17 protein-coding genes are annotated in these 19,416 nt (G+C 65.9%); 11 read left to right on the top strand and 6 right to left on the bottom strand.

Going from position 1 to position 19,416, the window contains the following annotated elements; all coding sequences use genetic code 11:
- The first annotated feature begins 116 nt into the window (after positions 1 to 116).
- Complete coding sequence (gene ruvA / locus ACMDW7_RS04645) at positions 117 to 689, top strand: Holliday junction branch migration protein RuvA (RefSeq protein WP_377305151.1); 573 nt, start codon at positions 117 to 119, stop codon at positions 687 to 689.
- A gap of 21 nt (positions 690 to 710) precedes the next feature.
- Here ruvA and ACMDW7_RS04640 read toward each other — a convergent pair whose 3' ends face one another.
- Positions 711 to 1,865: a carbonic anhydrase gene (locus ACMDW7_RS04640; RefSeq protein WP_377305153.1), complete on the bottom strand. Its 1,155-nt coding sequence runs from the start codon at positions 1,863 to 1,865 to the stop codon at positions 711 to 713.
- A gap of 153 nt (positions 1,866 to 2,018) precedes the next feature.
- Positions 2,019 to 2,915 carry a LysR family transcriptional regulator ArgP gene (locus ACMDW7_RS04635; protein WP_377305155.1) on the bottom strand — a complete coding sequence of 299 codons (897 nt, stop codon included), beginning with the start codon at positions 2,913 to 2,915 and terminating at the stop codon, positions 2,019 to 2,021.
- Positions 2,916 to 3,037: 122 nt separating this feature from the next.
- On the opposite strand from ACMDW7_RS04635, the gene ACMDW7_RS04630 reads away from it, so the two are divergent.
- Entirely contained in the window at positions 3,038 to 3,655 is a 618-nt protein-coding gene (locus ACMDW7_RS04630; protein WP_377305157.1) for a LysE/ArgO family amino acid transporter, read from the top strand.
- Positions 3,656 to 3,669: 14 nt separating this feature from the next.
- Here the strand turns inward: ACMDW7_RS04630 and ACMDW7_RS04625 are convergent, their stop codons facing one another.
- Positions 3,670 to 5,937, bottom strand: a complete 2,268-nt coding sequence (locus ACMDW7_RS04625) for a prolyl oligopeptidase family serine peptidase (protein ID WP_377305159.1) — start codon at positions 5,935 to 5,937, stop codon at positions 3,670 to 3,672.
- A gap of 78 nt (positions 5,938 to 6,015) precedes the next feature.
- Between ACMDW7_RS04625 and ruvB the strand changes: the two genes are divergently transcribed.
- Positions 6,016 to 7,074: a Holliday junction branch migration DNA helicase RuvB gene (ruvB, locus tag ACMDW7_RS04620; protein ID WP_377305160.1), complete on the top strand. Its 1,059-nt coding sequence runs from the start codon at positions 6,016 to 6,018 to the stop codon at positions 7,072 to 7,074.
- Between the two features lie 36 nt (positions 7,075 to 7,110).
- Here ruvB and ACMDW7_RS04615 read toward each other — a convergent pair whose 3' ends face one another.
- Together ACMDW7_RS04615 and ACMDW7_RS04610 are read right to left on the bottom strand one after the other, a co-directional pair.
- Positions 7,111 to 7,638 carry a hypothetical protein gene (locus ACMDW7_RS04615; RefSeq protein ID WP_377305162.1) on the bottom strand — a complete coding sequence of 176 codons (528 nt, stop codon included), beginning with the start codon at positions 7,636 to 7,638 and terminating at the stop codon, positions 7,111 to 7,113.
- Positions 7,639 to 7,667: 29 nt separating this feature from the next.
- Positions 7,668 to 8,507, bottom strand: coding sequence for a glycoside hydrolase family 19 protein (locus ACMDW7_RS04610; RefSeq protein WP_377305164.1), 840 nt, complete (start codon positions 8,505 to 8,507; stop codon positions 7,668 to 7,670).
- Positions 8,508 to 8,816: 309 nt separating this feature from the next.
- On the opposite strand from ACMDW7_RS04610, the gene ACMDW7_RS04605 reads away from it, so the two are divergent.
- From ACMDW7_RS04605 to ACMDW7_RS04570, 8 genes are all read left to right on the top strand, one after another.
- On the top strand, positions 8,817 to 9,308 hold the full coding sequence (locus ACMDW7_RS04605; RefSeq protein ID WP_377305166.1) for a hypothetical protein: 492 nt from the start codon (positions 8,817 to 8,819) through the stop codon (positions 9,306 to 9,308).
- Positions 9,309 to 9,667: 359 nt separating this feature from the next.
- Positions 9,668 to 10,222, top strand: a complete 555-nt coding sequence (locus ACMDW7_RS04600) for a hypothetical protein (RefSeq protein WP_377305168.1) — start codon at positions 9,668 to 9,670, stop codon at positions 10,220 to 10,222.
- Positions 10,223 to 10,525: 303 nt separating this feature from the next.
- A complete protein-coding gene (locus ACMDW7_RS04595; protein ID WP_377305170.1) occupies positions 10,526 to 10,744 on the top strand; it encodes a hypothetical protein in 219 nt (72 codons plus the stop codon).
- Between the two features lie 4 nt (positions 10,745 to 10,748).
- A complete protein-coding gene (locus ACMDW7_RS04590; RefSeq protein WP_377305172.1) occupies positions 10,749 to 11,165 on the top strand; it encodes a GntR family transcriptional regulator in 417 nt (138 codons plus the stop codon).
- Complete coding sequence (locus ACMDW7_RS04585; protein ID WP_377305174.1) at positions 11,162 to 12,061, top strand: ABC transporter ATP-binding protein; 900 nt, start codon at positions 11,162 to 11,164, stop codon at positions 12,059 to 12,061. Before ACMDW7_RS04590 ends, ACMDW7_RS04585 begins: the two co-directional genes overlap by 4 nt.
- Complete coding sequence (locus ACMDW7_RS04580) at positions 12,058 to 13,542, top strand: hypothetical protein (protein ID WP_377305176.1); 1,485 nt, start codon at positions 12,058 to 12,060, stop codon at positions 13,540 to 13,542. The genes ACMDW7_RS04585 and ACMDW7_RS04580 overlap by 4 nt, the downstream gene beginning before the upstream one ends.
- 124 nt (positions 13,543 to 13,666) lie before the next feature.
- The gene (locus ACMDW7_RS04575) at positions 13,667 to 15,697 is read left to right on the top strand and encodes a prolyl oligopeptidase family serine peptidase (protein WP_377305178.1); all 2,031 of its coding nucleotides are present in this window, start codon (positions 13,667 to 13,669) and stop codon (positions 15,695 to 15,697) included.
- Position 15,698: 1 nt separating this feature from the next.
- Complete coding sequence (locus ACMDW7_RS04570) at positions 15,699 to 17,333, top strand: diguanylate cyclase domain-containing protein (protein WP_377305180.1); 1,635 nt, start codon at positions 15,699 to 15,701, stop codon at positions 17,331 to 17,333.
- A gap of 44 nt (positions 17,334 to 17,377) precedes the next feature.
- Here the strand turns inward: ACMDW7_RS04570 and ACMDW7_RS04565 are convergent, their stop codons facing one another.
- Positions 17,378 to 19,381, bottom strand: coding sequence for a hypothetical protein (locus ACMDW7_RS04565; protein WP_377305182.1), 2,004 nt, complete (start codon positions 19,379 to 19,381; stop codon positions 17,378 to 17,380).
- Between the last annotated feature and the right edge of the window lie 35 nt (positions 19,382 to 19,416).

Genomic DNA, 19,416 nt, shown 5'->3' with positions numbered 1-19,416 from the left:
GGCTTCAGGCCGACGTCTTCGCGAGTGCAAAGTGCGAGCATCTTGTCGAGCGCCAGCTCGACATCTTGGGCGTGCTGAAATCACGGCTGCTTACACCACACTTCCCCAAACGCCCCATGATCGGCCGCATCACAGGCACCCTGATTGAGAAGAACCCGCCCGCCGTGCTGGTGGACTGCAACGGCGTCGGCTACGAGATCGATGTGCCCATGAGCACGCTCTACAACCTGCCGGAGGCAGGCCACAAGGTCACGCTGCTCACTCACTTTGTGGTGCGTGAGGACGCGCAGCTGCTCTACGGCTTCGGTACGTCGGCCGAGCGCGCCACCTTCCGCGAGCTGATCAAGATCAGCGGCATCGGCCCGCGCACGGCGCTGGCCGTGCTCTCGGGCATGAGCGTGACTGAACTGGCGCAGGCGATCACCCTGCAGGAGGGCGGCCGTCTGCAGAAGGTACCGGGCATCGGCAAAAAGACGGCCGAGCGGCTGCTGCTCGAACTCAAGGGCAAGCTGGGTGCAGACATTGGCGCCACGGCAGCCGCCGTGAACGACGACAGCGCCGACATCCTGCGGGCCCTTACCGCGCTGGGCTACAACGACAAGGAAGCGCTTGCTGCGCTCAAGAGCGTGCCGGCAGGCAGCTCAGTGAGCGATGGCATCAAGCTGGCACTCAAAGCGCTGAGCAAGTAGCGCTGCGCCGGCTCCACGCGCTCACTGGGCAGACTTCACGATCCGCCCGTTGCCCGGCTGCACGGGCCGCGCGTTCATCGGGAAGATGCGCGCGAAGGTCTCGATCTGCTGGGCCGATAGGGTGGCCGGGGTCTTGAGCACGTTCCACACCACGCCCTCGGTACAGGGCGGCGTGGTCAGAGAACCGATGAACTGGTAGTAGCGCTGGTCTGCGGGCAGCAGCGCCGCCAGATCAACACCGTCTGCCGGCAGACGCACGCGGTCGCCCTTGTCCAGCGGAATGCTGGACCACACACGGGCGATCTGCGGGTTCACCTCGCCGCGATCCATCAGCAGGGCCACCACGGCCAGCTGGCCATCGTCGGCCTTGTGCACGAAGTGCGCCACCATTGGGTAGCCGCGACCATTCACGCGATGCTCGCTGGGTAGATGAAAGTGAAACTGCAGCAGACGGAAGTCCTTGCCACGGATGTGGATGCTGTGCCCGGCTTCAACATCCACCTGCAGGGTATGGCCGGTGTGCACCACGCTGCCCTGGGCCTTGCCCCACTTGAACTGGATGGGCTCCATCGGGATCTGCAGAGCTTCACTGTCCTGGATGTCGATCGGACTTTGACGCTTGCCGATGGCGCAGACATTGAAGCGCGGATCCAGGCGGCCCCAGTGAGCCGGGCCGGTTTCGTCATCGGCGTAGCTCCAGTGCACAGCCTGATCTGCGCTCTTGCCGGCGACCTGGGTTGCAGGTGATACGGCGCCGCGCGCAGGTGCCCCGCGGGCTGCTGATCGCGGTGCTGCAGCACCTGAGTTCGCCGGTGCGGCGCTGGCTGCGCTGAGCGTGAGCTCGCCCGTGCGCGGTGCCTTGCCGTCCTTGAGCAGCTCCTGCAGGGCGGCCAGGGTCAGTTCGCCGCCTTCGGTACCGGGTTTGGGCAAGGAGGCTTCACGGCGCCGGTTGGCCAGCGCCGGAGTTTCGATGTTGTGGCGCCGCTGGGGGTTGTTGTCCTGCGGGCTCTTGGGCGCGTTCGGGTTCGTGACCGGCACTTTCTGCGCCTCCGGCACATCCGGCGTAACGATGGCCTGCGCGCTGCCGGCAGCGGCGAGCAGCGTGACGGCAAGCAACCGGCGGACGAACACGGCACAGCTCGTCACAGCGTGGAATGGCAAGGGCGCAATGCGCATGGTGTGGACCCAAGGGGCGTGTCCGCGCCGGATGCGCAGCACTCACGCACGAGCTTTGCAGCTTGCCTGCCGGGTCGGTCCGCAGAGAAGCCGCGGTGCGTCCGCGCTATTCAGTGCATCGAAGGTGTCTCCACGAGGCTTCCTTGGCCAGCGCTAGCGCCCCTGATCGGACGCACCAAAGGCCTGGCGCACGGCCGCCGCGAGATCGCGCATCAACTCGCTCTGCAGCTTCCAGGTCTGCCAGTGCAAGGTGACAGGCAATGGCTGACCCGGCTGAAGCTCCACCACACGTCCGGTCCGCAAAGCCTCGCGCGCCATGGCTTCCGGCACCATGCCCCAGGCCATGCCCATGCCCGCAAGATCCAGAAAAGCGGTCGATGACGGCACGCGATGCTGCGGCGGTGCGATACGCCTGCGGGTGATGGTGCGCAGGTAGCGGTGCTGCAGATCGTCCTTTGCGTTGAAGACCAGCATGGGCGCCACGGCAAGGCTGTCGGCGTTCACGCCGCCGGCAAACCAGCGCTGCATGAAGGCCGGCGAACACACCGCCAGGTAGTTCATGGTGCCCAAGGTTTGCACCCGGCAGCCCTGCACGGCCTGCGGCTCGGCCGTCACGGCGGCGTGCGCCCGGCCCTGGCGCAACAGCTCGGCGCTGTGGTCCTGGTCCTCGACGATCAGGTTGAACAGGGCGCCATGGCGCTCGCTGATCGGCGCCAGTGCGGGCAGGAACCAGGTGGACAGTGAATCCGCATTCACCACGATGCTGAGCTTCGGCGCCGCCTCGCTGCCTGCGGTGGCGCCCATCTGCTTGAGCGCCTGCTGCTCCAGCAGCTGCGCCTGCTGTACGTAGCGCAGCAGAGCCTCGCCCGCGGCGGTGGCCTCCACCGGCGTGCTGCGGCGCAGGAGCACCTGCCCGACTCGCTCCTCCAGGGTCTTGACCCGCTGGCTGACCGCCGAGCGCGTGACGTGCAGCTCGCCGGCCGCGGCCTCGAAGGAGCCGTGGTGAACCGCTGCGGCAAAGGCTGCGAGTTGGGCAGTGTCCAGTCGCATGGGCGTCCTCGCTCAATCGTTAGATTTTCTTTACTCGGTTCAGAAAGGTTAGCTGTCCTAACAAAACAAGCCCGAATACGCTGCCTGGCAGGCGGACACTCCAAGTGCTTCTCTCAACTGTCATGACACCAGACACCTTCGCCGGCACAGCCCTGATCGGATTTGGCACCTCGGCGGCACTGATCATCGCCATCGGCGCGCAGAACGCCTTTGTGCTGCGCCAGGGGCTGGCGCGCGCGCACGTGCTGCCGGTGGTACTGATCTGCGCGCTGTCGGACGCGCTGCTGATCAGCGCCGGCATCCTCGGCCTGGGCGCGCTGGTGCAGCAGCACACGGTGCTGCTGGAGGCCGCGCGCTGGGGCGGTGCGGCCTTTCTGCTGGTCTATGGCGCGATGGCGGCTCGGCGTGCCTTGCGGCCCGGCAGCATGCAGGCCGCCGATGGCGCCGCGGGTTCGCTCAAGACGGCGCTGCTCGCCTGCCTGGCCTTCACCTGGCTGAATCCGCACGTGTATCTGGACACCGTCGTGCTGCTGGGCAGCATCGCCAGCCAGCAGCCCGGCGATCAGCGGGCGGCCTTTGGCGTGGGGGCGGTCAGCGCAAGCATCGTGTGGTTCACGGCGCTGGGCTTCGGCGCGCGCTGGTTGGCGCCGCTGTTTGCCCGCCCGGCCGCCTGGCGCGTGCTGGACGGGCTGATCGCTTGCGTGATGTGGGCGATCGCCTTGGGGCTGATCACCAACTGATCAGCCCCCAGGCGTTACTTCGCTGCCGCCATGCCGAGGTGGCGGGCGAAGAAGGCGAGCACGTCCGCGGTCTCGGCCTGCTGCTGCTCGCGCGTGTTGCCCACGCCGTGGCCAGCCTGATAGTCCAGGCGCAGCAGGACGGGCTTACCGCTGCTGGTGGCGGCCATGAGGCGCGCCGCCGTCTTGGTGGAGTGCCACACCTCCACGCGCGGGTCATTCACCCCATGCGTGAGCATCACTGCGGGGTAGGCGGTCTTGTCCTTGATCTGGTGGTAGGTGCTCATGGCCAGCAGCGCGCGGAAGCCCGGCTCGGTGGCCACGCTGCCGAATTCCGGAATGTTCGGAATGCCGTTGGGCGTGGTCTCCATGCGCACCATGTCCAACGAGCCCACCTGGGGCACGACAGCGGCAAACAGATCCGGGCGCTCGGTCATGGCGCGGCCCACCGTGATGCCGCCAGCGCTCCCGCCGATGATGCCCAGCCGCTCGCGGCTCGTGACCTTCATGCTGATCAGCTGCTCGCCGCAGGCAATCAGATCACGCCAGGTGTTGGGCTTGGTCGTTTGCTTGCCGGCCTCGTACCACTGCTTGCCGAACACGCTGGAGCCGCGAGGGTTGGCAAAGGCATACACGCCGCCGCGGTTCAGCCAGGCCAGGCGGTTCACGCTGTAGCCCGGTTCGATCGTGATGCCGTAGGAGGCATAGGCCGTCAGGATCACGGGGTTGCTGCCATCGAGCTTGATGTCGCGCCGGTGCACGATGCTCATGGGCACCATGGCACCGTCGTGACTCCTGCACTGCGTCTCGGTGGCGACGATGTCTGCCGGCGTATCCAGCGCGCCTGCGGGCTGCAGACCGGAATTGCTGACCTTGCCGGTCTCGTCCACGATGTAGTGCTGACGCGCCTGGGTCCAGCCAGCCATGAAAATCTGTACACCGGGCACCAGCGGGTTGCCGGCTTCCCAGTTGGACTCGAAGCCATTAAGCCAGAAGTTGCCGGCCACCGGCAGCGCCACCGCCTGCACCGGCGGCGGGGCGTTGCGGTTCGCGGCATTGGGCGTGGGGCTGTTGCCCATGGCCTGGCGGTACAGGCGCTTCACGTTGCCGTCGCGCGCCTCGAAGTACAGACCGTCGCGCGCAGCCGTCAGCCCGGTGATGACCTGCTGGCTCTCCAGCACCTGCACCCAGGCGTCGCGCCGCGGGTTGGACTCCAGCAGATCCAGCCGCAGGATGCGCCCGCGCGGTGCGTTCTTCATGCTCAGGGTGAAGACCTGGTTCTCACGGTAGGTGAAGGCGTTCACCTCGTCGCTGTAGTTGGCCAGCAGGCGCCAGCGAATGGGCGCGGCGGTGCGCATGCGCAGCGCCGACTGCGGCGCGGCGTAGAGCATGATCTCGCGCTGCACGCCATTGAAGATCGCAGCGATCATCCAGCGGCCATCGGCCGTGAACTGCAGGGCGGGCGACTCATCGGGCTTCAGCGTGCTGCCCGGCAGGCCCGTGCCCAGCAGCGGGCGGGCGATGCTGTTCTTGCCGTCCACCGGCCGCACCATGGCGCGCGAGTTGCGGTACTTCTCCGTGGCAGGCGCGCCCGGTTTGAGATCGACCAGCTGGTTGTAGGCCACGAAGCGACCATCCGGCGTGAAGCTGACGGCGCCGTAGTCCGTGCGGGGGATCGGCTCGCCCAGCGCCTTGCCGGTGGCGACCTCGATCACGTAGGTCGTTGCGGCTTCCGAGCCGGCGGCGGAGACGCCATAGGCGGCCAGGCGTCCGTCATGCGAGACCGCGAGCGTGTTGATGGCGTGGGGCTTGCCCGTCTGCCTGGCCAGCGTGTCCGGGTCGAACAGCACAGTCTCCTCGCCCTGCAGGCCCACGCGCGTGACGAGCTTGAATGCATTGGCCCCGGCCGCGCGCTTGAGATAGACGAAGCGATCGCCAGGGGCGCGCCAGACTTCCGTGACGCGCGCGCTCACCGAGGACTCGAAGCGCTGCAGGTCAGACAGGAATTCCTTGCGCAGCGGCAGGGCGTCCAGGGTGCGGCGCGCATGGTCGCTGTGGGCCTTCATCCAGTCGGCCACTTCGGGCGCCTTCACGTCCTCCATGTAGCGGTAAGGGTCAGTGACCTGCGTGCCGAAAAAGGTGTCGGTCACGGGGCGAACGGGGGCTACGGGCAAGGCGGCGGCAGAGGTGTGCGCAGGAGTCGGCACAGGCGTCTGTGCCAGTGGCGCAGCGGTCATGAGGAGCGCGGCAAGGGTCAGCAGCGCGCGCGGCATCGTGAATTGCATGGGGTCCTCCAGTGCAAGCGAAGCGGCGAGCGTAACGCAGGGCCGGAGGGCATGACATGCAAAGCTATGCTCTCGCCCATGCCCATCCAGACCGATGAATTCGCAGCCGCGCCCCGCGTGGTGTCAGCCGCGTCCACCAGCCCCAATGAAGAAGCCGTGGAACGCGCTTTGCGCCCCCAGCGCATCGATGACTACGTCGGCCAGGTGAAGATCCGCGAGCAGCTTGAGATCTTCGTGGGTGCCGCACGCGGCCGCGCCGAGGCGTTGGACCATGTGCTGCTCTTTGGCCCGCCGGGCCTGGGCAAGACCACACTGGCACACATCATCGCCCGCGAGATGGGTGTGAACCTGCGCCAGACCTCCGGCCCCGTGCTCGAACGCGCGGGCGACCTGGCCGCGCTGCTGACCAATCTCGAGAAGAACGATGTGCTCTTCATCGACGAGATCCATCGCCTCAGCCCGGTGGTCGAGGAAATCCTGTACCCGGCGCTGGAGGACTATCAGATCGACATCATGATCGGCGAAGGCCCGGCGGCCCGCTCGGTCAAGCTCGATCTGCAGCCCTTCACCCTGGTGGGCGCCACCACGCGCGCCGGCATGCTCACCAACCCGTTGCGCGACCGCTTCGGCATCGTCGCGCGGCTGGAGTTCTACACCGCCGACGAACTCGCGCGCATCGTCAAGCGCTCCGCTGGCCTGCTGGATACGCCCATCGTGGCCGAAGGCGCCATGGAGATCGCCAAGCGCAGCCGCGGCACGCCGCGCATCGCCAACCGCCTGCTGCGCCGCGTGCGCGACTACGCCCAGGTCAAGGGCGACGGCACCATCACCCAGGCCGCCGCACAGGCCGCGCTGCAGATGCTGGATGTCGACAACGTCGGCTTCGACGTGATGGACAAGAAGCTGCTTGAAGCCGTGATCCACAAGTTCTCGGGCGGCCCGGTCGGTCTGGACAACCTCGCCGCCGCCATCGGCGAAGAGCGCGAGACCATCGAAGACGTGATCGAGCCCTACCTCATTCAACAGGGCTACCTGCAGCGCACCCCGCGCGGGCGGATTGCGACGCCCAGCGCGTATCGCCACTTCGGTCTGGCCGCGCCGGCGAGTACGCCCAACGGGGATCTGTTCAGCGGCTGAGCGCCAAGCTCGCACTAGCCAAGGCGCAGTGGGCGCTCAGGGCATCAGGTCGGGATCAAATTCCTCAGTCTTCAGACCCGGGAGCAGGCTGTAGGCCAAAGGCGTACTGGCGGTGCACGTCCTGACCGAGGTCAGCCTGCCATCGACTCGCGTGGCGATACCGGCCGTGAACTGCGGGTTGTTCGGCCCGCCACCGAAGCCCGTGCGCGTGGTCGCATCGAACAAGATGTAGTCAGTATCGGCATTTCGGAACCGGATGCGTGCCTCGCCGCCACCGGAGTACATCGTCGTGCTCAGCCAGAACAGTTCACCGGCGGGCTGCGGCGCGGAGGGAAACCGCAACTCAACTCTGCGCGGTGTGCCAAAGCGGTACTGCACCGCAGGCTCGCCCCCGGCAGCGGCATTACTTGCACACAGCGAGGCAGTTTTGGCCTTGAGCTTGCAGGTGAACACCACCTTTTCCTCGCCCGTACAAAGCGAAGGGGCAGGCGCGACACCGTGCGATACGCATCCAAACACGGCTGCCGTTACGCCAATCAACCAAGTGCCAATAGAGCGATCCATTCGCTTCACTCCAAGAGCGGTGAGGGTCTTTATCGACGCGTCCAACCCAAGGCTCGCGCAAGCACGCGGTGTGCACGTTCCGTGCAGTTGACTCGTTCTTCAAGGTGGAGCCTTGCCGCGTTGACGCGCTTCGTCAAATCCTTGATGTTGTTCGCATCAGCCAAGCGATTGAGGTCTGTCTGTTTCCAGAATACGCAAGCGGACCACACGGCGTTGTAGGGCTGGAGCAGAAGGTCGGGATTGCTGAGCACGCCGAGCTTCGTTTCGCGCTCTACGACGGCATAGTTGTCCTTGAAGGTGGTCTGGATCAGACCTCGCCCCCGATACCGCCAACCGTCGCCGCTTGCGGCATCGCCATTTCCGAATCGACCGGCGTAGGCCAGGTTGGCCAGCTTTTCGGGGTTGTGCGCATAGTCCTCCGCCTTTGATCCGTCGCCGGGCAGCCGGTTGCCGAAGATTCGAGTAACGGTCTCCGCTCGATAGTTCAAGTTCTCCTCTAGGTCGGCAAACCCATTACTCTCAACGATGGTCTGCCCCAGAAACGCAGCAATCCGCCGGACATTCGTGATCTTGTAGGTCGGGAAGAGCGCATTCATCGCCTCTGCGAAGATCGGGGCGCGCATCACACTTACGCGGCTGCTGATCTCAGTCAAATGCGTGCCAAGGAGGCGAAACGGTGCATTCGGGTACTCCCAGCTCCGCCCGAGCGCGAGTCCGTCTGGCTCAACGGAACTGCAGCCTGCATACAGATTGATGCCATAGGGCGCACGCATGAGCGGGACGCCGAGTTCGCGCTCGCGTCGCCAGGAAAGATCCTGTGGCCAGACGGCGAGCACATCTTCGAGGTCGTATCGGTGGAACGCTGCCATAGGCTGACTCCCGATGGTGGATAGCGTCGGCGTCGCGGCACGGGGCGCATCGGTCAACTCTCATTAGGCAACGACTCGCATGGGAACATCACTCCCCCAATCGTGCGATGCTGGCCGCATTAGCTGTCCTAAGGTGAGCGCAGACGCTGCATCGGCGCCTTTACGCGCAGCCCCTCCTCCGCAAAGAATGAACAAATCCAGATGCCCTATCGCGATGGCTGGTCGTTGACGCCAGCGGCGCACGGGTGTGCCTTCACTGCTCACTTGGGCGCCCGCTCGGCTCGTCGTTTGTGCGTCTTGGTCTGCATCATGCTTAGTGCGAACGTTGCCGGCGTAGCCGCCCCGACCCCGCCCCCACCCAGCCCTGCCGCCGATGCGCCGGTGGACCCCTACGAAGGCGGCCCGCAGTCCGACACGCCGCGGCCCCTGAAGCGTTCGCGCGTGGCGGCCGTGCTGGCGGTGAACGCCGGTCTGTCGGCCCAGCCGGATACCGCGGCAGCCTGCAAGCGTTTCCAGCCGAGCCCTGCCGATGTGAGCCAGTACTTCGCTCGCGCCCAGCCGGTGAGCTGGAATGCCTATCTCCAGCAAGGCGACTGGTCGCCATGCAGTGCCCAAGGGGAACTGCGCCTGAAGGACGGCCGCCTAGCGCAGTGGCGCATCCAGTCATTCGGCCTGGCGAGCCTGCGGATCGACGGCGCGAACCACTACTTCAGCTGCAGCAAGCGCTGCCGCATCACCCGGCTGCCGCCAAACGCCGGCGAGCTGCAAGGCGCGATTCGCACGCCCGCGGCTGCGCGCTGAGTGCCTGGCACAGCCAAGCTTCTGCGCAAAGTTCAAGACCTTCTCCGCTTGTCTGGCGGGCATCTTCAGACAGTTTGCCTTCGAGAAGCTCATGAAGTCTTGATTCTGATCAGCGCATCAAGCACTGGCGCGGCTTTTCATTGCAATTGGTCTCAAGAGCCGCATGGGACAAGCGGGAGCAACTTCGAGATGCACTGCACCCGCCGATGCAGTGGCGCAAGCCGGGGGCGGCAAATCCGCGGCGATCGGGTGCCTGCACGCCGACAAGAAGGCACTAGATTCGCGGCAGCTCACTGCTCGCGCCCGTGCGCGGCGCCCTACTTCGCTTGCCAACCATGCCCCGCCTTCCCCCAAGCCCAATGCCATTCCTGATCGCAGCTTTTGCCGTGTACGCATTCTCCGGCAACGCCTCCGCCGCAACGCCCACCGCGCTGTGCGACGTCACGCAGCATCTGGCCTTTGCCTGCAGCACGCGAGAGCCGGAGGGGCAGTTGGCGCTATGCATGCCAGCGCCAGGCGGGCGCGCGCCCGTGGCTCTGCGCTTCACCGCTCAGCGTGCGAGCACACCCGCTGGCACCGGGGCGGCGAACGCACGCACGGCTGCTCGCACGCTACACAGCGCACCCGCCGGGCAGGCACTGGCGGCTGGCGGATTCGGCTTCGCCGCGAGCAAGACGCCCGGCAGCGAGCGGGTGGCGCTGCGCTTTGAAGGGGCGGACGGCAACCAGATGCTGATTCACCAGCGGGTGGCCGGGCGGGAGATTGCAGGCTGGGTGAAGATCGACGCGGACGACGAATGGCATTACGCGGCGGTGTGCGAACGAGTGACGGTGATGCGCCTGCCGGCCCTGCGGGATGCGCTGGTGTGCGATCCGCACAATCAGTTGGGCGTGAAGGCCTGCGCAGGTCAATAGGCTGCTATGGCTCTTTTCGATCTATTTCTGTGTAGACGAATGCCAGTTTCCGCATACCAGAAGCGGATTCTGGCAACTTTAATTGCTTTCCCTATTTCGTCCGAATTTGCCATGCCACCAGGCTGCCCGGCTGCAGGGCTGAGCGCTGGCACGCGCACGCCACCCCTGTCTTGAACGCCCCTTGACGTGGCCGTCTTAGTGTATTACTGTACTAATACACAAACGACGGACCGCCGGCAGTCGCGCCACAGCGCCCCGGCACCGCGTCGATCAGCGCGGCCCGTGCCGCGAGGAGTTCGAGCCATGTCTTTCCTCACCACCTACTCGATCGGTTGGATCTTCTTCGGCACCGGCATTGGTGCGGCCCTGGGTGCTGGCGGCATCCAGAGCGGTTCGGCGGCGGCCGTCGGCATCGTTCTGGCCGTGGTGTTCGCGAGCGCCGCACAGCGCGCCCGGCAGCGCCGCCGCAACACAGCTCCCAAGGGCCAGGGCCAGAGCCCCGCACCCCGTACAGGCGCCTGAGCGCATGCCGCCCAGACCCGGCATTTCCGCCTCGGCCCTGTTCAGCGTGAACACGGGCGCCGGCGAGCCCATCTACCGGCAGCTCATGGACCAGGTGCGCCGGCTGATCGCAGCCGGCCAGCTCGTGCCGGGCGACAGCCTGCCCTCGGTGCGCGACGTGGCCGAGACCTTTGCAGTCAACCCGATGACCGTCTCCAAGGCCTACAGCCTGCTGGAGGCCGCCGGCGTACTCGCGCGCCAGCGCGGTCTGGGCATGGTGGTGGCCCAGGGCACGGCCACCGCGCAGGGCATGGACAGCCGCCTGAACCTGCTGCAACCCACGCTGGAAAAAGCCGCACTCGAAGCGGCGCAACTCGAAATCCCGGCTGAAGAGGCGCTTGCCCTCTTCGCCCGCCTGCTCAAGGAAGGACGCTCCGAATGAACGCGGTACTCAACCCAACACCCGGAGCCGCTGCGCCCCTGTCGATCCGCGGTCTGACCAAGATGTACGAAGGCAAGCTGGTGCTGGACGAGCTGAGTCTGGACGTATCCGCCGGCACCGTGCTCGGCCTGCTCGGCCGCAACGGCGCTGGCAAGAGCACGCTCATGGAATGCGCCCTGGGCTTGCGCGACTTTTCCGCTGGCCAGGTGAGCCTGTTTGGCGAAGACCCGATGAAGCTCACTGACACCACCCGCGCCCGCCTTGGCTATGTGCCGCAAGACAGCAGCATCTTCGAATGGCTCACTGCCGGCCAGATGCTGGACTACTTCGCCAGCTTCTACCCGCGCTGGAACACGGCCAAGGTGGACGCGCTCATGCAGCGCTGGGGCATCGAGCGCAGCAAGGGCATCAGCAAACTGTCCGGCGGGCAGAAGCAGCGCCTGTCCATCATCCGCGCCCTGGCGCCGGACCCCGAGCTGCTGGTGCTGGACGAACCCGTGGCCGCACTTGACCCCGCCGGCCGCCGCGACTTCCTGCGCGAGCTGGTGGACAGCGTCGAGCGTGGCACCACCATCATCTTCTCCACCCACATCCTCACGGATCTGGAGCGCATCGCCATGGATGTAGCCTTTCTGCGCAACGGCAAGGTGGCCGTGCAAGCGCCGCTGGACGAGCTGATCGACGCCACGCGCCGCATCACCGGCCCGGCCACGGCGCTGAGGTCTGCAGTCTCTGGCGCCGCAGTCCTCAGCCACGAAAGCCTGCCCGGTCAGCAGGCCAGCAGCATCGTGCGCATGGATAGCTCGCTGGAACGGCGCCTGGCCGCGGCAGTCGGCGAGGGGCTACGGGTCGAGACGGTCGGCCTGGAAGACATCTTTGTGGAGCTGACCAAATGAACGCCGCGACGAGTACGCGCAGCACCGCGCCCCGCTGGCTAGCGGAACGCGCCGTGTTGGGCATGCTGCGCCACGTGGCGAGCTGGCCGACCCTGTTGTTGGTGCTCCTCGTCTTTGGCGGCTTCGCGGCGTTCATGGTGCGGATGACCATCGACCGTGACCGCGGCTGGCTAATCAGCACGACCATGGGCATCTTTCCCGTGCTCGCGCTCCTGCTGCTCACTTTGGCGGTTGCCGTGCCCTACACAGCGATGCGCATGCAGGTGCCAAACACCATGCTGCTGGTGCCTACCCATCGCTCTGCGCTATGGCGTGTGCTCGCGAGTAGCTGGTACGGCTGCCTGATCGTCACGGCGCTATGGTGTGGGCTGGCGATCGCAGCGTATGGGACTGCACATCTCACGGCACTGGCAGGCTTCATGGTCGCCTCCTCGCTGATTACCGTGGCAATGTGCGGTTTTTCGCGCCCAATGCTGTTCTTTGCGTTGAGCGCGCTCATGCTGGTTCCGCAAAGTTGGCGCAGCACCGCATTCGCTGCACTCCAGCACGCTTTGGAGCAATTGGGCACTGGACGATGGTTGCTCGCCCTCGCATGGATAGTGGCGCTTCGGTACATCCTGGCCGCGATGGTGTTCAAACGGCGCGAGGCGAATGCGGCAGCGAGCAGCTTGATGCAGCGCCCCCGCGGAGCAACACAAAACGCGGCCTACGCGCAGATCAAGCCGCAGGGAGGGCGATGGGCACAGGTGCTGAACTTTTCTGCGTGGGCTGGCATTCAGCAACGGTGGTCTCTGCGCTGGCCTGTGGATTGGCGCCTCGCACTCGCCATGGGTCCAGGCTTCAGCCCCGTAGCAGTGGTGGCGTACATCCCGGTCGTACTGATGATGCTGGCCGCGATATACGCCATGGGCGCTGGACGCGACCGAGCGTTTGACGAACGAGACCTGATGAACAGTGTCTTCATGTTTACGGTCGTTATCTTGGGCGGATCCGGGTCTAACTTTGTGCAAGGTCTTGCTCTCACAAAGACCGAACAGGCACTGGCCTGTCTGCTGCCAGGTGCACCCAACGCCGTAGCACGCGGCCGCTGGTTCGCGCGGGCAGTGGTCCGATCCGTTGTCCTCAATACGGGCCTCGCTCTGGGTCTGATCCTCCTTGCTGCACAAGTGCCGGGCATTCCATCGGGCACGCTGGCGCTTTCGATGGTCCTCTTCTTTGTGGGGACAGTCAGCTTTGATATGGCTTTAGCTCTCCAATCCCCGAGGCGCTTTGCAGACCCAGGTAAAGGTGTGAGCTTCTTCCTACAGCGGTTCTTCGCCTTCATGGCGGTCTACGTATTGGTGACGATCGGCCGCAATTCGCTCCATTGGGTCGCACCAGCAGTCTTGGCTTGGGGCGTGCTGTGCACAGGCGTCGCAATCTGGCTGTACAGAAAGCGTGCGCAGGAGATTGGCGCTCTGCCCGCCGGTAACTTCGGGTAAGCCCCAGCATCGGCCCGCAAGCGCGGTGCGCGCAGCAGTACGGCGCAGGGCAAGCCGCCACCTATCATCCGCAGCTTCGCAACCCGGCCTGCCACCCGCAGGCCGCGCTCATCGGAGCCCGAGCATGACCCTGCGCCGAGCCGCACTGACCCTCGCACTTGCCACGGCGGGCACCCTGCCCGTCCTGGCGCAAACCGCCGCCACGCCTGCCGCGCCAGCCACACCGGCGACCAGCGCCGCAGCCGTGATTGCACCGAATGCCAATCTGCGCGCCGAAGGCATCCCACCCATCCAGCGCACCATCGCCGAACGTGTGGCGGCCTACACCGACTTCCGCGGCTACGGCTTCATGGGCTGGCACCCCAAGAACCGCAGCATGCTGGTGCGCCACCGTGGCGCCACGGACAACCTGCCGCAGGTCTATCTGCTCGACGGCCCCAACGGCACCATGACCAAGCTCACCGACTTTGCCGAGTCGGTGCAGGGCGCCTCCTTTGAGCCTAAAGAAGGGCGCTACCTCGTATACGCACGCGACACAGGCGGCAATGAGGCCACCAAGATCTACCGCATGGACCTGCCCAGCCGCGAGAGTACGCTGCTGTCCAATCCGGACGAGCGCTCATCCGCCATGTGGACAGAAAAGGGCGACCGTATTCTGATCAGCGCCGTGCCGCTGGACCGGACCGCGCAGGGCGGAACGCGCGCGCAGGTCACCACCACGCTGACCTTTGTCAACCCGCTTAAGCCCGAGGAAAAGACACGGCTTGCCGAGCTGCCCGGTGGCGGCTGGTTTGGCGGCCGCTTTTCGCCGGACGACAGCCGGCTGGCGCTGGTGCAGTACCGCACCAACTCGGACACCGAGCTCTTTCTGCTCGACACCAAGACCGGCCAGCGCGAGCGCATCCTGCCGGCTGCCGGCCAGCCGGCCGCAGGCTACTTCCCGGCCGCATGGAGCAAGGACGGCAAGCGCCTGTTCCTCACCACCAATGCCGGCAGCGAGTTCAACGAACTGGCCGTCTATGACCTGAGCACCAAGACACTGACCTCGCTGACCAGGCACATCCCCTGGGATGTCTCCGGCGTGGATCTGTCCAAGGACGGCAAGCTGCTGATCGCCGAGATCAACAACAACGGCCGCGATGAAATGCGCCTGTTCGATGCCACCACCGGAAAGGAACTGCCTGCGCCCAAGGTGCCGGCCGGCGCCATCGGCGGCACGAGCTGGCACGAGAGCCTGCGCGATGAAGTGGCGTTCTCGCTGAATTCGCCGCAAAGCCCGGGCGATGCCTACTCGCTGAACGTGAAGACCGGCGCAGTCACGCGCTGGACCACAGCCTACGCACCGCCGACGATTGACCCGAACACCTTCGTGACCCCGCAGCTCATCCAATGGAAGAGCTTTGATGGCCGCATGATCTCCGGCTGGCTGTTTGCGCCGGACGCCAAGAAGTTCCCGGGTAAGCGGCCGGTGTTCGTGGATTTCCATGGGGGCCCGGAGGCCCAGAGCACGGTGCGCTTCATGGGCCGCTGGAACTACTACATCAACGAGATGGGCATTGCGGTGATCCTGCCGAACGTTCGCGGGTCCACGGGCTACGGCAAGAGCTTCGCGCAGCTGGACAACGGCTTTTTGCGTGAAGACAGCGTCAAGGACGGTGGCGCCCTGCTCGACTGGCTGGCCACCCAGCCCAACCTGGACAGCAAGCGTGTGGTGGTCAGTGGCGGCAGTTACGGCGGCTACATGAGCCTGGCCATGGCAACGCACTACAGCGAGCGCCTGCGCGGTGCGATCGACATCGTCGGCATCAGCCACTTCGTGACCTTCCTGAACAACACCGAAAGCTACCGCCGGGATCTACGCCGCGTGGAGTACGGCGATGAGCGCGATCCGAAGATGCGCGAGTTCCAGGAGAAGATCGCGCCGCTGAACAATGCCCATCGCATCAAGGTGCCACTGTTCGTGATTCACGGAAAGAATGACCCGCGCGTGCCCTACACCGAGGCCGAGCAGATCGTGCAGAAGGTGCGCGCCAACAACGTGCCCGTCTGGTATCTGCTGGCCGACAACGAAGGCCACGGTTTTGCGCGGCGCGTCAACGCAGACTTCCAGTTCTACGCTACCGTCAAGTTCCTGGAGACTTACCTGCTCAACTGACATGGCACAAGGCGCTGCGGCTTCCGACGTCTGGCTTGACGCACAAGCCAACTGGGAGGAGCTGCACGCCCGCCCCGACGAAGTCAGCGAGCGCGCGCACCGGCTCGTCACCTCCCTGCAGGGTGACGATCGCGCCTGGGGCCATTTGCTGATCGCCACGCGCGAGCAGCACTACGGCGATGCACGTGTGGCACGCGTGCATCTGCGTCATGCCCACGAAGCAGCGCGGCAGTCAGGCTCCGGCCGGCTGCGCTGGCTGCTCGCCGCGGCGCAGGGCATGCAGGATGCGATCGAGGGCGACGCCGCCCTCGCCCTGCGCGGCGCCCGACAGCTCGAAGCCACCTGCAGCGAGCAGGCGATGCCTGAAGATCTGCTGCAGAGCCTGCACGTGCAGTACGCCGCCAGCCTGCGCCTGCAGGACCCTGATGCGGCATTCACTGCCTTGTATGCGGCTCTGGACAGCGCGGAGCGATTCCGGCAGAGACCCGAGCGGGCCTGGCTGTTTCTCAAGCTGGCCGAGCACGCCATCGATGCCCATGACTGGACCTATGCCGCGGAATGCCTGTGCGAGAGCGAACTCGCACTGCGCGCCCTGGGTAATGACTGGCTCGTATCACGTCTGATCGCCCAGCAGGCACTGCTTGCCGCGGCCACAGTGGCCCCCGAGCAGGCCCTGGGCGCGGTGCTGCAAGCCATGTCTGCCGATGCGCGGCAGCCCCAGGCGCTGCAGCACCGGCTCGCACTGGCGGCTGCGGAACTCCAGACGCGCCGCGGCGACTTTGAAGCCGCGCAGCAAACCTTGATCGGCGCGCGAACCCTCGTGCCGGTCGACCAGAGCCGGATCTACCAGGTCCAGCGGGTGCATGAAGGCCGGCTGTTCCTCGCAATGGGCCGCTTTGCCGAAGCGGCACGCTGGCTCGAGGAGGCGCTCGGCGCGCTCACCGACGAGGACCTGCGCGCCGACCGGCGCCTGTGCGGGCTGGCGATGGACGCCGCTCAAGCCCGCGCTGGCGAGGATGCCTATGCCAAGGCCTACGCCCACGCGGTCACACATGCCACGCTGTCCGAAGGGTTTGCGCAGCGCTGCGCCGGCCTACGCCTGAAAATGCAGAAGGCACGCTTCGAGATCGCGCGCCGCCGCACCGAGCAGGATCAGGCATTTGCCATGCAGCTGCAGATTCAACAGCTGGCGCTTCGCGATCCGATCAGCGGCCTATACACGCGACGCCACTTGGTTCAGAGCCTGCCTGCATTGCTGTCGCGCTGCTCGAGAACACAGACACCAGTCGCTCTGGTGGCCGTCCGGTTCTCTGACGCTGGCGGCGCCGAGTTCGTTGATGGTGCTCTTGAGACGCGGCTTGTGAACGCGCTGGCGATCTCCATGGAAGCGCAGCTGCGCGCTTATGACTTTGGCTGCCGCTACGACGATGACACGGTTCTGGTGGTGCTCGAGCATTGCGACGCACGCCAGGCGCGGGCCCGCATGACTCTGATCAGCGAGCGTGCCCTCCCGATGCTGGAAGGCACCGTGGTTCAGATGGCGCTGGGTGTGGCTGACACGCGCGACCACGGTTATGAGGCGCAAGCGCTCATTGATGCCGCGCTGGGCGGGGCACTGCGGTCGCCATCGACCTGAGTGCAAGGCACGTGCGCCGCGGGTTGCGCACCTGATCGCGCGGTTCAGGGCGCCTCACTGCCTTCCGATGCTGCACCGGGCTCGTTCTTGGGTGGCACAAAGAACTGCAGGGGATTGCGTAGCAGGCGGCGACCGAGCAGAAAGAGCAGCAGGCCGGTCCGGACGTCTTCGGCACCGCGCGCACGGATCGCCATGAACAAGGACAACCCGAAGCTCACGGTGATGTTGACGGCGCCAATCAGCAGCACACCCACCACCAGCAGTGGAATGAGCCAGGCCTGCATCTCGGCCCACGAGTGCGCGATCGCGAAGGTCGTGTTCGCGGACGAGAACGCTACGTGGCGGATGTCCAGACCGGTACCGGTCAGCACCCCAAGAAAGCTCACCCCACCCAACAGGAAACCGAACGTCAGGTTGCCGGTCAGCGCACCCAGATGCTCGCCCATGTACCGACCAAGGCGAGCCGAACGGTCCGCGCCCAACGTGCTCAGCAAGAGCGGATGGACAGCCAGCCGGGCAGACAGTCGTGTCACACCGGCAAGGTTGTCGAACCAGCCGCTGATCATGCCGGCCAGAAACAGGCAGCAGCCGGCGATGCCCGCAAACACGAGCGCGGGGCCTGCCCAGACACTTGCATCGGCAATGAAGGCGGTTGCCTTCACCTCGTTGATCAGCGTGTGCCCGGTCAGCATCGGCCAGAGCATGTAGAGCAGCAATGCGACGGGCGCCGCCACAAGGACGTTGCCCGCGACCGCAATGGTCTGGCTGCGGGCCATTCTCACGCACAGGTCGACCGTCTGCTGCATCGCCAGCGGCGTGCCGTCATCCTCGGCCAGACGCCGCGCGAGCACGGCGGCAGTCATGGCGGGCTGCTTGGTCGCCACCGTGCCATGAATCAGGTGGATGAATACAAAGCCCAGGCCGTAATTAAGGCAGACCAGCAGGGCTTCCCACAACAGGGGCAGGTGGGCAGCCGCAATCTTGATCTTGATGATGGCCATGAAGGCAATCACCACGCCGGCAAGGCAGGCGGCACGCAGCAGACCCGCCCACTCCCTTCGCGAGTTCGCAACGTAGTGCTCCCCATCCCGGCTGGCGCTTTCAGTCACGCGATAGGCCAGATCGGCGCTTGAGCGACGCACCAGCTGAGTCAAGCTGTTGCGTTCCGCGTAGGAGACCAGCACCTCGACGAGCAGCCCTGCACCCTGCTCGAATGCTGCGTCTCCACGCTGTATGACGAGCGCGAGCCGCTTCAAGCGCACCGCCGCCTCGCGCAGGCCGCGGATGTGGTGCGTCAGACCGGCGGTCGTGCCGGCCTCTCGCGCTGTCGAGCGCCACCGGCGGGCGAGCTGCTCGCACTGGACGAGCTGTGCGAGCAAGGTGGTGCGCGCGTCGGGTACGGCATCCGTGGAGAAGCTGCGCTCCACAGCGGCGGGCAGCGTTGTGAAGCTTGCGGTCTCAGAGACTGCGGGCTTCAGCAGCACCTGAACATCTTCGGAGGTGGCAGTGGATGCAGCACGCAGCGCAACCCAGCGCATCGCCATGTGAATCTCGAGGCCCAGGTGCTCGGCTGCAGCGCCGTCAGCTGACCAGTCGGGCGCTTTAGCCAGGATCTTGAGCAGTCGCCGCCAGCGATCCACCCCCGCGGCAACGACCCAGCGAGCCGCCGAACTGGATGCCGCAATTGCGTGCAGCACGGCCTGCGCACCGCCGGCCGGAGGTACCGGCGGGACGAGTGTGCGCCCGAGGCGAAACGCTGTCTGCGCCAGCAGACCATGACCGACGTGTGCGCCGGTGTCCGAAAGTTCGCGATGAAAGGGGCTGACGAGCAGTTCCCCCGCCAGCAACCTGCCCAGACCGTCCCGTAGATCCGTTTCGCGTTCGAGAAGGTCACAGATCCAATCGAGTGCATCGGCCGGCCGTTCCGCCGCCACGTACCTCGCCAGCTGGCCGAGTCGCGCGACGCGATCGGCGCGGGGATCGTTGGCGATCACGCGCAGCAGCGCTTCAAGCTGCTCGCAGGTATGCGCGCTGATTGACACTGTCATGCTTGCTCCCCTGATGCGCCGTGCCGCCGGCATCG

Source organism: Piscinibacterium candidicorallinum (assembly GCF_047549485.1).
GTDB lineage: Bacteria > Pseudomonadota > Gammaproteobacteria > Burkholderiales > Burkholderiaceae_C > Piscinibacterium > Piscinibacterium candidicorallinum.
Note: the sequence above shows the minus strand (reverse complement) of the source record. Positions and strands in the feature narration are given on the sequence as shown.